General features: G+C 32.0%; 12 protein-coding genes. 3 read left to right on the top strand and 9 right to left on the bottom strand.

From position 1 onward, the window contains the following. The first annotated feature begins 117 nt into the window (after window positions 1-117). Window positions 118-489, top strand: a complete 372-nt coding sequence (ytxJ, locus tag D3P13_RS05560) for a bacillithiol system redox-active protein YtxJ (protein WP_117880336.1) — start codon at window positions 118-120, stop codon at window positions 487-489. Between the two features lie 27 nt (window positions 490-516). Here the strand turns inward: ytxJ and D3P13_RS05565 are convergent, their stop codons facing one another. The 6 genes from D3P13_RS05565 to D3P13_RS05590 form a co-directional block, all read right to left on the bottom strand. After that, window positions 517-1,722 (bottom strand): hypothetical protein, encoded by a 1,206-nt coding sequence (locus tag D3P13_RS05565; protein ID WP_117880337.1) that lies wholly within the window; start codon window positions 1,720-1,722, stop codon window positions 517-519. 173 nt (window positions 1,723-1,895) lie between these two features. Further along, window positions 1,896-2,876 (bottom strand): OmpA family protein, encoded by a 981-nt coding sequence (locus tag D3P13_RS05570; RefSeq protein WP_117880338.1) that lies wholly within the window; start codon window positions 2,874-2,876, stop codon window positions 1,896-1,898. Window positions 2,877-3,270: 394 nt separating this feature from the next. After that, window positions 3,271-3,648: a DUF2752 domain-containing protein gene (locus tag D3P13_RS05575; RefSeq protein WP_117880339.1), complete on the bottom strand. Its 378-nt coding sequence runs from the start codon at window positions 3,646-3,648 to the stop codon at window positions 3,271-3,273. A 25-nt stretch (window positions 3,649-3,673) separates the two neighbouring features. Continuing rightward, window positions 3,674-4,012: a CCC motif membrane protein gene (locus D3P13_RS05580; RefSeq protein ID WP_117880340.1), complete on the bottom strand. Its 339-nt coding sequence runs from the start codon at window positions 4,010-4,012 to the stop codon at window positions 3,674-3,676. A 14-nt stretch (window positions 4,013-4,026) separates the two neighbouring features. Continuing rightward, a complete protein-coding gene (locus D3P13_RS05585; protein ID WP_117880341.1) occupies window positions 4,027-4,317 on the bottom strand; it encodes a DUF2752 domain-containing protein in 291 nt (96 codons plus the stop codon). Further along, complete coding sequence (locus D3P13_RS05590; protein ID WP_117880342.1) at window positions 4,318-5,151, bottom strand: hypothetical protein; 834 nt, start codon at window positions 5,149-5,151, stop codon at window positions 4,318-4,320. 185 nt (window positions 5,152-5,336) lie between these two features. On the opposite strand from D3P13_RS05590, the gene D3P13_RS05595 reads away from it, so the two are divergent. Together D3P13_RS05595 and D3P13_RS05600 are read left to right on the top strand one after the other, a co-directional pair. Further along, entirely contained in the window at window positions 5,337-6,470 is a 1,134-nt protein-coding gene (locus tag D3P13_RS05595; protein WP_117880343.1) for a cysteine desulfurase family protein, read from the top strand. Window positions 6,471-6,573: 103 nt separating this feature from the next. Further along, window positions 6,574-7,860 (top strand): FG-GAP-like repeat-containing protein, encoded by a 1,287-nt coding sequence (locus tag D3P13_RS05600; RefSeq protein WP_198679976.1) that lies wholly within the window; start codon window positions 6,574-6,576, stop codon window positions 7,858-7,860. A 154-nt stretch (window positions 7,861-8,014) separates the two neighbouring features. Here the strand turns inward: D3P13_RS05600 and D3P13_RS05605 are convergent, their stop codons facing one another. The 3 genes from D3P13_RS05605 to ggt all read right to left on the bottom strand — a co-directional run bounded on the left by D3P13_RS05605 (window position 8,015) and on the right by ggt (window position 13,299). Then, window positions 8,015-9,295, bottom strand: a complete 1,281-nt coding sequence (locus D3P13_RS05605) for an alkaline phosphatase family protein (protein WP_117880345.1) — start codon at window positions 9,293-9,295, stop codon at window positions 8,015-8,017. Between the two features lie 168 nt (window positions 9,296-9,463). Beyond that, window positions 9,464-11,371, bottom strand: coding sequence for a membrane protein insertase YidC (gene yidC, locus D3P13_RS05610; protein ID WP_117880346.1), 1,908 nt, complete (start codon window positions 11,369-11,371; stop codon window positions 9,464-9,466). A 215-nt stretch (window positions 11,372-11,586) separates the two neighbouring features. After that, window positions 11,587-13,299, bottom strand: coding sequence for a gamma-glutamyltransferase (ggt, locus tag D3P13_RS05615; RefSeq protein WP_117880347.1), 1,713 nt, complete (start codon window positions 13,297-13,299; stop codon window positions 11,587-11,589). Window positions 13,300-13,328 lie beyond the last annotated feature (29 nt).

Here is a 13,328-nt window from a genome sequence, read left to right on the forward strand (position 1 = left end):
CAAAATGTCATTTTTTAATGAATTTATAAGAATATTGAGAGTCATTTAGGCACAACGTTTATTGTCAGTAATAAAATAGCTAACTTTGAAACTGAAATTGAAAACGAAAATATTAACATGGGAATATTAAAAAGTTTGTTTGGTAGTTCTGAGGCTTCAAAACCCAAAAATAATTTTAATTGGATTGCTTTAAATTCAATGGAACAACTGGATGAAATCGAGCAAAAGTCGAACTCAAAATATCAAGCTATATTTAAACACAGCACGAGATGTGGTATAAGTAGTGGAGTTTTACGTCAGTTTGAGCGTCAAGAGGATACCGGAGAAGTAGATTTTTACTTACTGGATTTGTTAAGTTTTCGACCAATTTCAGAAGAAATTACTTCAAAATTTGGAGTGATGCACCAATCCCCACAATTAATAGTATTAAAAGATGGTGCCGTAGTTGCACATGGTTCGCATTACGATATTATGAGTGTGAAAATTTAGAGAAAATAAGGATATAGTTATTGTACTTTAATTGAACTTATAGGCCTTTACTATATTTTTTATTTTGAGTTTAAGGTCTTCACCAGAATCATAAATCATTTGTTCACTTGTTGGAAAAGGAACTGCCTTTTGTGAAGAGAAACCTAAGTATTCAGAGTCTAAAGATCTTTTATCTCCACTGTAATTACCATATATATGTTCAAAAACAAACCCTGAAGTTATAGGGTATGCGTTAATTAATTGATTTGTTTGTAGATCAGAATAACTTACTTTGGCTGTTATATTTGCCTCTTTATGCTGTGTTAGTTTATTAAAAACACTTTTAACTTTTATAAATTTATCTTCCTTTAAATCGTTACCAAGACTATCTTTAGTTACATTGCCGTTAGTGTCTAAGACATATTTCCAACCATCCTTAATTTCCTTTTCTTTGATAATTTGTTTTTCATATATGGCTTCAGGACTAATATTTATGCTTACAAACTCTAATACCATTTCATAATTATAATTAATATTTTTTTGAGGGTTCGTGTGATATGTTGTCCATAAATCATTTAAACCATAAGTATTAAAATTTAGTAATTCATTTTCTAAATCTTCAGGAATTATCTTGTCACTTGCATTGTATGATTTCACTTTTACGTAATCTATCCCTTTTACATAAACATCTTCAATTCTTTGCTTTGTGTCTTTATAACCTGGGCTTAATTCTTCTAAATAGGTAAAGTCATTATATGCTTTTCTATAATCATATTTTGTACTTGCTAATTTAGCCAAACCAGAAGCATTTGAATAGAGATAAGATGCTAGTTTTTCTTTAGAAGTTAATATTTTATTGGTGTAATCACTAAATGAAAATTTTGCTTTTCTACCTTCTTCAGACAAGTACAGTGGAAGTAACGGATTTATTCTTTCTTGAATAGACTCCAATTCTAAATACCTATTATAAACTTTTTCATAATTAGCTTCATTCCCTTCTTTCAATAAAAAATTAATTTCTTTATTTTCTCTTTTTGTATTCTTAGCAAAGGCATCTTCAAGCATTGTAATATACTTCTGATTTCCTTTTTTAGTTTTATTGGCAGATAATTTAGCGATTGACGCATTAATTGCACTGTAATAATTTCCACTATTTAAAGCTTCTTGGGTTCTTTTGGTACCACTACAAGAGACTAGACCTATTGTTAATAGTAATAATATTAGCGATTTATATTTTTTAAATACGAAATTCATAATGATTAGTTAAACTTTAATAATGGTTCGAATAAATAACGGTTAGTTTTTTGAAATATTGCAATTCTGTATTACACTCAATTTTATAATTTAGTAGGTTTAGATATAAAACAAAACTCCTGAAATTTTAACTATTTCAGGAGTTTTTAAATGTTTAAGTTTAACGTAAAATATTATCTAATTATGAGTTCTACCCTTCGTGCAAAATCAAATGAAGATTTTATTTTGTCAGCATCTTTACCTCTAAATTCTAAATTTATTCTACCAGCTGAGATACCTAATTCTGAAAGTTTTTCAAAAATAACTTGTGCTCTTTTTTCTGAAAGAGCGTTATCATAATCAACAGTTGTATTATCCGTATTAGAGGCATAACCAATTAAAGTTACTTCTTTTTCAGGATATGCCTTTAAGTAATTAACTATTTTGCTTATTGCATTTAAACCAGTTGCTTTTATTTCTGATTCGTTATTGTCGAAAAATACGTATTCATTTTGGCTATAATTACTATCTGTTTCTTTGGTAATATAATTATTGATAACCGGTTTTTCAATGATAGTTTTAGTGCTGTCAATTATTATTGGGTCCATATTCTTAACTGACCAATCAATATGATCCTTTTTCCCTAAAGTATATGAAACACCTAAATTGATACCGAAAGAATTGGTAGTATAAAGATCACTTTCTTGTAAATCGTTAATACCTGTAACCACATTTAAAGATGCTTTTAGAGCCAATTTATTATTAATTTTATACAAATTGTCAATACTGGTCATTAAATGAAAGTTACTATTTTCTCTAAATATTTTTGGGTCATGTATTTTATGTAAATACGTATAATCTCCACCAACTCCTAATAATATAGTATAGGCCTTGGTAAACTCCTCAAAATTTAATACCCTGCCTACATTGACTATACCTTGAATATTGGCTGAGTAATAATTTTCTAAATTGTCAGTGTATGTTGCAGAGACTCGAACTCCAAATTTATTATTAAGCATATATCTACCACCAATATTGTAATTCGCAAAGGCGAATGAGGCCACATCTTGTATCTGTGTGATACCTATGGAGGGTTCAATTGTTATTCTGGAATATTCTTGTGAATAAATTAGGGATGTCAACATTAAAAATGTTGTTAAAATTACTTTTTTCATAAGGGGAAATATTAGTTTATATTAATAAATTATTTTTTGTAGTACATATTCTATGAGGAAATATATAATACAGTTATATACTATTAGACATCATGGATTACTCACATGAACGAAATAGTATGTGTTAGGTTTAGGTAGTTGTTGATAGAACAATTTAAGAGCTATAATTCCTACCTGTTTTATTAATATTTTTTAGAAAAATAGAAATTAAATTGGAGAGTAATATGTAGTGTATTGAAAGTTAGAGGTTAACGTTTTTTGTTTTAATTCTTCAATTACATTATTTATAAATTAATATGAAGTAATTTTCCATGTGTGATGCTAAATATCGAAAATAAAAATAACTAGTACAGCTAATTTTTTATCTATAATTGTTATTAAAGAAGGAGTTCACCTAATTTATTGGTGCCAATAGTGAAAAAGGGTAAGCGTTTATATTTCTTAAAATCCAAAAAAGTAAAAATATTCCTAAAATCCAAAATCGTATCTTTTTATTGCTAAAGATACTTTTAGCACGTGTTTTAAAAAAATGGTTGCTCAATTGTATTCCGTAATGGTATATCAACGCTATTATACCTAACAGTAACATTATATTATTATGAAGAGCTTCTAAAAAATTACCATGAAACAAATTGTGAAAAGCACGCTGGCTACCACAACCAGGACAGTAAATACCAGTGGTGTTGTAGAGTGGACATTTAAGTAGAAAATTGAATTGATTTGGAGTGCCACTAAAATAAAATAATGCTATTACCAATAAAAGTAATAGCATTATTAATTTTTTATATTTCAAAATATTAAGAATATTGGCTTCGTAATTCCTCGATTCTTTCTTGCATTAATTCTGGGTCACCTAAAGCGTCCCATCCAATTAAAGAAAGTACATATAAGACCATACCTATCACAAAAAGACTTATAATTAATCCTATGATAGCCATGATTTTTCCTGCTTGTACGTTACCATAATTTGAGTAATTTTCAGGAGCTTGTTTATAGGTTTTAGTGTCCTTTACACCGACAATAAGTCCAATAAGTCCAAAAAGAATTCCGGGTAGGCCATAACAACATGCTCCTACAATAGAAAGAATACCCATTATTAGTACTAAGGTTGCATTTGGTAATTTTTGTTGTTCCATATTATTGAGTTTAGTTAATTAATAGATTTTAAAATATAGTTCGTTAGCATAATTAAAACATTACTTACAAATAAAAATAACAGAATTTTATGTCCGTTTTTAAAAGCGAATTTTAAGTGAAATCCTAAGTATACAAACATTCCAATGAGACTATAAATAGCTGGATACATATAAAATGCGGCAATAAAATCTCCTTTTAAAAGATAAATTAATGAGCGTTGCATACCACACCCCATACATTCTACTCCCAATTGTTTCCACTGGCAAGACAGCATATGTTCTTCCAAAAAAGAGATTACGCCCATTTATTCAGGTGTTATTGTTTTTGAAGTTTCTATGGTTCCAAATTCATAAGTATCATAATTGATAGGATCACCATTTTCATTTACCAGTTTAAGAGGTGTTATGGTTACAGCAGTTTCATAAGTCTCTACGTAGCTATTTTGTATATTTCTTTGCTCTGTTATCGTACTAGAAGTATCAGGGTCCAAATAATCAACAATACCATTTCCGTTCGCATCTAGAGTAGTAGATTCATTTATTGTGTCCACACTATCACCATCATCATTTGCATCTAAATAATTGGGGATACCATCACCGTCGGTATCATCATTTGTAGGATCTCCATCTCCGTCAATATCCTCATTTTTGGTGGTTATATCATCACCATCATCATCAGAGTCCCGATAATTTGGTATACCATCCCCATCTGTATCAAGTAATAAATCATCAGTTTCATCTACGCCATCATTATCATCTTCTGAAAATACAGTATTTACCAAAACAGTACCTGTTCCTGTCCACTCTTGTGTAACCGTAGGAGAAGTTGGCGGTATATTTTGACAAAAATAACTAGAGGTTGGTGCTTCAGACATTGTTCTATAGGTAATGCTATTGGTTCCGCTCCCGGAAACGGTAAATGTTTCTTCATCCCATTTATACGTTAAGAAAGTTTCATCATCATCTAAATCAGAATCCAATTCAATAACAAAAGTTTCATTTTCATTAATTTTAAATAGGACAATCTCTCCGCAAGTTTCAATATCTGTTGAGGAAAAATCAAATTCAGGAATGTCGATGCTACCATCATCACATGACCATACAAGTATCAGTATAAAAATTAAATATATTCTGCTCATTTATAAACTTTAAAAATCTGTTCACTGACAAAAATAGGCGAAATACGCAACAAAGTAAAAATACTTGCTGTTAATTTTGATTACTTTTGTGCTCATAGAGCTCATAATGGGCATTTAGTTTGAAAACACATAACACTAACCTTATAAGTATTTGAAAACAAATGGGTTAATGAAAATATATTTAGATGAGTATAATTTATTTAGACAATGCCGCAACTACGCCAATAGATACTAAGGTAATTGAAAGGGTTACGGAGGTTATGACCACGGTTTATGGCAATCCGTCTTCAACACATCAAGTAGGTAGGAAAGCTAAATCAGTGGTTGAAGCAGCCAGAAAAAGCATTGCAAAACATTTTAATGTTACTGCTGGAGAGGTTGTGTTTACTGCAGGAGGAAGTGAAGCTGATAATTTAATACTACGTAACGCGATTGTACATTTAGGAGTAAAAAGAATAATCACTACTAACATTGAGCACCATGCCGTATTGCATACCATTGAAGCCTTGGCAGATGAGTTTAATATAACCATAGATTTTTTAGAATTAGACGAACGGGGAGTGGTTAATTATAGTCAAATTGAGGCTCTTTTGAATTCAAATAAAGATAAAACCTTGGTGAGTTTAATGTCAGTGAATAATGAATTGGGAAACTTATTAGATAGTGCGAAAGTTTCTGATTTATGTATTGCCAATAATGCCTTGTTTCATTCTGATACAGTTCAGGCTATTGGTCATTTTACAATGGATTTACGGGCAGTACCTATTGATTTTATAACAGCAAGTGCTCACAAATTCCATGGACCAAAGGGGGTGGGGTTTGCCATTTTTAAAAAAGGATTTGGTATAAAACCCATGTTAATAGGAGGAGAGCAGGAGCGTGGTGCTAGAGCAGGAACAGAAAATGTACCGCAAATAGCAGGAATGCAAATAGCATTGGATATCGCCTTGGAAAATGAAGAAATAGATAAAACATACATCACCAAATTAAAAAAGCATTTTATTAATCAAATAAAAAGTGAATTACCAACATTAGAATTTAATGGTTGTTCAGCAGATTTAGAACAAAGTAGCTATACTATTTTAAATGTGCGTTTTCCAAAAGAATTACCAATGTTATTGTTTCAACTAGACTTAAAAGGTGTTGCGGCTTCAGGAGGCAGTGCTTGTCAAAGTGGAAGTGCAAAAGGCTCACATGTGTTAGAAGCCATTTTACCAGAAAATAAGGCCAAATCAACTTCGGTTCGGTTTTCTTTTAGTAAATACAACACAAAAGAAGAGATTGATTTAGTAGTAGAAGTGTTGAAAGGATTGGTTTAATTTTTTTAAGTTTTTAACTTGTAATCGGGTTTAAAAGAGTAATTTTTTTAATTTTAATTAAACCATTTGATTAATCAGTTGTCAAAGTGCTAAACCATTTGTAATGATGAGAAAAATAGTAGTGCTTTTTATTAGCTTAATATGTATTAATTGTAGCACAGAAGATAATTTAACAGAAGAAATACCCATATCTACATTATCATATCAACCAGAAGGGTTTATCACAATTAACGAAGGCTCAGGAGGTTTTTCTGCTAATTTAGAGAGCGGAGATCGGTTTGGAAGAGATCATGATAAAATTGGTGATGTTAATGGTGATGGTGTCATAGATTTTGTAGTGGGAGCACGCTCAGATGATGATGGAGCAACCGATGCTGGAGCCGTTTACATTTTATTTATGAATAGTGATGGTTCTGTACAATCAAACCAGAAAATTTCCATGTTAGAGGGTGGATTTACGGATACTTTAAATTCAGGAAACTTTTTTGGCTATGGTGTAGCAGGTATTGGAGACTATAATGCTGATGGAATTCCAGATATTGCAGTGGCGTCACCAGTCCCTCCAAATAATTCATTATATATCATTCATTTAAATTCAGATGGAACAGTTAAGAATTTTGTCAAAAATGAAAATATTATAGCCAATGGATTATCGGCAATTGGTGATTTAAATGGAGATGGTCGCATAGATTTAGTTGCGTGTAACCCTGGTTCAGATAATGGTGGTAGTAACCGAGGTGCGATAGATATTTTATTTTTGAATAGTGCGTCTCAAGTTGAATATGGAAATAAGATAACTATAAGCTCTACTCAGGGCGGTTTTGGAGTTGGACTCGAAGATGGAGATCAATTTGGCGGTAGAGAAGTAGCAATGCTTGGTGACCTTGATAATGATGGGAATAAAGAATTGGCTGTAGGAGCTTTTATGTCCGATGGAGGTAAAGGAGCCGTTTGGATTATTTCGTTGGATAACATGACCTACAATGTTGTGTCTAAAGTAAAAATTGCGGAAGGTATCAATGGTTTTACAGATACTTTGGTGACAGACGAAAATCCAAATGGAACCTTTGGGGCAAATTTTGGGCATGCCATGTGTGCAGCAGGTGATATTGATGGTGACGGAATACCTGATTTAATTACGGGGGCAAATCAACAATATGAAGGTTGGGGCTATGTGCTTTATCTTAATGAAGATAAGACCGTAAAAGCATACGATAAGATTAATAACACTGAAGGTGGTTTTAATATAAACTTACCTGATGAGGGGCGTTTTTCTCGTTCCATTTCTTATGTGGGAGATTTAAAGGGAGACGGCTCTGTAGCAATTAATTTTGGAGGTGGTGCTGGTGGAACAGGAACCTTATATACACTTTTTTTAAGACCTCAGTAATCCGCGAATTTTGGGAATAACCGTATATATTATAGTAGTATTAACCCATTGTGCATTATGAAAGAAATAATAAGTAAAAGCGTCTCCCTAAACTTCGAGAGAATAATTTTTGATAAAAAAGTCAAAATGCACAATAGATTATTATTGCAATTTTTTATTTTAGAACATCTTTTAACTCTTCTAACTTCCCGTCAATAGTATTGGGAATATCCAATCCTAACAATTTACAAAGAATTGGATAGATGTGTATGTTTTTAATTGAAGCGGTCTCATATCCGTTTTTAAAACCTGGGCCGTTCGCATAAAAGATACCATGCATATCTTTATACTTCGGATCAGGTCCGTGGATACCTATTTTATCAATATTTTTCTCTTTTAGCGATGCTATGCGTGATTTAGAACTAAAATAGTAGCCAACATCTGGTATTAATTGAATGCTGCCCCAGTCTTTATTTTGTGGTGTATATTCAAAACCCGGAGTATTTTCAGTTTTATAAACTTTAAAGTGAGCTTCTTTTTGTTTTAAATCTTTAAGTAAAACATCAATATCAACATTTTTCTTTGGATGGATATTTACAATGGCTCCATTATCTATGGTTACATACAAACTATCATTTTTAATAGTCTCTCTGGGAATCAAATTTTCAGTCTTTAACTCCATCATACCATGATCAGAAACAATAACAATATTTATAGGGAGTCCTGTTGCTGCTGTACCTTTGAATAAATCACCTAAGTTTTTATCCAAAGTAAACAATGTTTTTTTTATTTCAGCATCATTATTTGGTCCAAAATCATGACCCGTATTATCCATGTCAGAAAAATACATGGTAATTAAATGTGGTCTTTTTTCTTTGGGTAATGCTAACCAATTAAGAGCTTGAGTTACTCGGGTTTCATTTTTTATGCTGCCATCATAAATTTTATAATAGGTAGGGTGTTTACCTTGAATGTCTGCTTCAGAGCCAACGAAAAAATAACTTGCAGAAACCATCTGATTTTTATCAGCGAGTACCCAAATTGGTGTACCTCCATAAAAGGTACCATCTTCAACGGTTTCACGATTTCCTAATTTATAAATAGTATTTTTTTTGTAACTAAAAAATGAATTCCCAATAATACCATGTTTATCAGGATACATTCCTGTGGCAATGGTATAATGATTTGGAAAGGTTTTAGACGGAAATGATGGGATTAGTGACTCCGCTTTTACACCATTTTTAATAAAATTAGATAAATGAGGCGGTTTATATTTTTCTACATAATCCCACCGAAAACCATCCAAGGAAATTAAGATGACATATGGTTTTTCAAGAGAAGCTTTTGAATTCGTAGTTGGTGTTGAACTTGTTAATTTTGAACTTGAACTACAAGATGATAGTACTATCACACTTATAAATAAAACAAGTTGGTAACTAAAGAATTTCTTAAGCATTATGTTAGGTTTTTAGGTTGCCTTGAATATAAAGATATAAAATCACTATAATTATTAGAGCAAACGAAGTTCGTATTTTTAAAGAAGAAAATCAAATAAAATAGAATCATAAAAAAAAACCGAAGCGATAAGCTTCGGTTTTAAATACTAAATATTAATTTATAGAAATTATTTCTTTTTCTTTTGTTCTTGTTGTACTTGAGCTTGCTTCATGGCGTCATCTAAACGTTGTTTAAACTTGCTTTTTTTCTTTTCAGGCTTAGCCTTGTTTTCTTGTATTTGTGCGTGAATTTTATCTTCATCGATAATAAAATTCTTAATTACCAACATAATTACTATAGTAAGTAAGTTAGATACGAAATAGTATAAACTCAAACTACTTGCATAATTATTAAAAAAGAAAAGCATCATAAGAGGAGAGAAGTACATCATGTATTTCATCATCTTACTCATATCAGGCATACCTTCTTGAGTGGGCTGCTGCATATTCATTTGCTGACTTTGCGTCATACGCATATAAAAGAATATAGCTATAGATGCTAAGATTGGAAATAAACTGACGTGATCTCCATAAAAAGGAATTTTAAAGGGTAATTGAGCAACCATATCATAAGAAGATAAATCATCTGCCCATAAAAAGCTTTTTTGTCGTAAACCTATCTCTGATGGAAAAAATCTAAATAAGGCAAAGAATACTGGCATTTGAATCAACGCGGGTATACAACCAGCTAGTGGACTAACCCCTGCTTTACGTTGTAAGGCCATTGTTTCTTGTTGACGCTTCATTGCGTTTTCCTTACCCTTAAGTCTTTCATTTATCGCTTGCATTTCAGGCCGTAATACCTTCATTTTTGCACTCGATAAATAAGATTTGTATACCACAGGCGACATTATTATCCGAACAATTATGGTCATTAAAATAATTATTAATCCATAATTGGTCATGTACGTACTTAAAAAAGTAAATACTGGAATAAAAATAATTCTGTTAATCCAACCAAAAATACCCCAACCTAGGTCAGCCACATCTTTAATGTCTGTGTCTTTATACTTTTTAAATATTTTATAATCTGTAGGCCCATAATACCAGTTCATGGCATAATTAAGCTCACCATTTTTCATGTCTAATGGTGCTTTTAAAGTAAACAGCTTTGTAAATACGGTGTCCTTTTCTTCATCTTTTACTAAATCTGTAGAAGAAACATTTGCAGAACTAAAAGGAGTCTCGGTTTTTAATAAAGAGGTGAAAAAGTGTTGTTTGTAGGCAACCCAGTTTACATCTTTTAATTCATCTTCATCTGTAAAACTTAAGTAACTTACATCATCATCGGCTTTATAGTAGAAATAACCGTACATGTTTTCGGTCTTTATACTTTTTTCTTGACGATAGGCTTTAAAGTCCCAATTCAATTGTAAAGGTTGCGTGGTATTTATTGCCCTATCCATGCCTTGAGATTTTAAAGTAAAATCTAGCATGTAATCTCCTGGTTTAATCTCGTAACGATATTCTAAATATTGGTCAGCTGATACTTTCAATTTCATAGAAAGTACTTGGTTTTCGCCATTTTTAGATAAGGTTGGTTCAAAAAATAGATCTTTAGTATTTAAAGTTCTATTATCCATTGTCGCAAAGTTGATATTAAAAAGAGCATTATTATCTTTTACGAGGTGTAATGGTTTTTGAGCGTTTGTTTTAAATTTTTTCAGCTCAACATCTGTTATTTGTCCACCTTTATTGGAAACTTTAATTTTTAATAAATCGTTTTCAATAATAGTTTCATTGGCCGATGCAGAGGGTAATGTAGCACTATATGCAAAAGCTCCTAATTGACTTTGAGCATTTGAAAGAGCGACAGAATCTGTAGGGTTTACCGTGGTTATAGCTGAGTCAACGGTCTTTGTGGTGGGTTGAGTTATTTGCTCTTGGACGTTTTGTATTGAATCTTGTATTTGCTCAGTTCTTTGCTTTTCAAGTTCTTCAGGTGTTGGTTGATTGGTATACATATACCAAACCATAATAGCACCTAATAATAAAAAACCTATGAGCGAATTGACATCAAATTTCTTTTCTTCCATAATGTATAAAATCAACCCAACTATAGTATCAAGTTTTAAAGTAAAAAACAGATGGGTTTTTGAGACTGCGAAAATATAAAAAACTGTTGAGAAATATCAATATTCAAGCACCAAAAGAGAAATAATAATCAATTATTAAATAACAAAACACAATTACTTCCTATTTTGGGTTAAAAATGGTGTTCATAATTGGAAATTATATTTTATAATTCAATTTAAAAACCTTCCGCACTATCATCACCTCTAGGGTCGGCACCACCTTCTAATTTGCCATTAGGTAAAACTAAAATGGCATCTACTTTACCTATAATTCGAGAATTGCTTTGGTCAATGATATATCCTTTATTTCGCAAAGCAGGAAATATAATACTGTCAAAGGTAGTTTCAAATTTAATATCATCTGGATACCATTGATGATGGAATCTAGGCTGTGATACTGACTCTTGCATGGTCATATCGTATTCTAAAACATTTAAAATGTTTTGCATTACCGAGGTGATAATTGTAGAACCACCAGGCGTGCCAATCACCATTTTAAGTTTACCCTCTTTTTCTACAATTGTAGGTGTCATAGCACTTAACATTCTTTTTTGAGGGGCAATAGCATTAGCTTCGGCACCTAATAATCCAAACATATTTGGCTCACCAGGTTTAGAACTGAAGTCATCCATTTCATTATTTAGAAAGAATCCTGCATCCTTAACATACACTTTAGAGCCATAAGCTCCATTAATTGTAGTGGTAACTGCTACAGCGTTCCCAAATTGATCTACAATAGAATAGTGTGTTGTTTCGTCACTTTCTGGTAGGGTGATTTCACCATACGTAATATCGGTAGATTTAGTGGCCTTATTCCAATTGAAATCAGACATTCTTTGCGATAAATAATAGGGTGAGAGTAAGGTATCAATAGGTACATGCACAAAATCAGGGTCGCCTAAAAATTCAGATCTATCGGCATAAGTTCTTCGTTCGGCTTCTGTTATTAATTGAACATATTCTAAAGAGTTATGGGCATATTGATTGATATTATAGGGCTCAATACTTTTTAAAATTTGACCAATACAAATACCACCACTAGATGGTGGAGACATAGAAATGATCTTATTACCTTTATATTCAAATGTTATTGGGTTTCTCCATTGTGCTTCATAAGTTGCTAAATCTTCTTTTGTTATAATTCCACCTAAACTTTGAACATATTCCACCAAAAGATCAGCTGTCTTTCCTTTATAGAATTCATCTCTGCCATTATCTCTTATTCTTGTTAATGTTGACGCTAGTGCGGGGTATTTTATAGTATCACCAACCTGCCATTCTTTATCTAGAAGGATAGTGCGTTTGTTTGCTTTCTCAAAAAGAGGTCTGTATGCATTAAACATTCTCGCTTGGTGCTTGGTAACAACAACACCGTTAGTTGCCAAATCTATGGCAGGTTGCATAAGTTTTTCAATGGGTAGGGTACCAAATTTTTTATGAACTTCAAATAACCCAGCCACAGTGCCAGGCACGCCGACAGCCATAGCTCCCAAGGTGCTTTTATTGGGAATTACATTCTCTTTTTTATCTAAATACATATCTCTCGAGGCTTTGAGAGGAGCTTTTTCACGATAATCAATACTTCCTGTTTTACCATCCTTTAATCGATAAACCATAAAACCACCACCTCCAATATTGCCTGCAAATGGATAGGAGACAAGCAATGATAAATCAGTGGCAACCATAGCATCAAATGCATTTCCTCCCTGTTTCATAATGGCTAATCCAATTTTGGAAGCCTCTTCTCTTGCAGATACCACCATGGCAGAATCGGCAAGAATGCCATAGGTTCTATTATCTTCGGTTTCAAGTATTGAAGTATTTGGGGCACTTTTTTTACATTGTATCACAAGGAAGCAAATGCTTAAAATAAGTAGGATTTTTTTCATTTAAATAAAATTATAAGAACCTTTATGCT

Source organism: Aureibaculum luteum, from assembly GCF_003449015.1.
GTDB classification, from domain to species: domain Bacteria; phylum Bacteroidota; class Bacteroidia; order Flavobacteriales; family Flavobacteriaceae; genus Aureibaculum; species Aureibaculum luteum.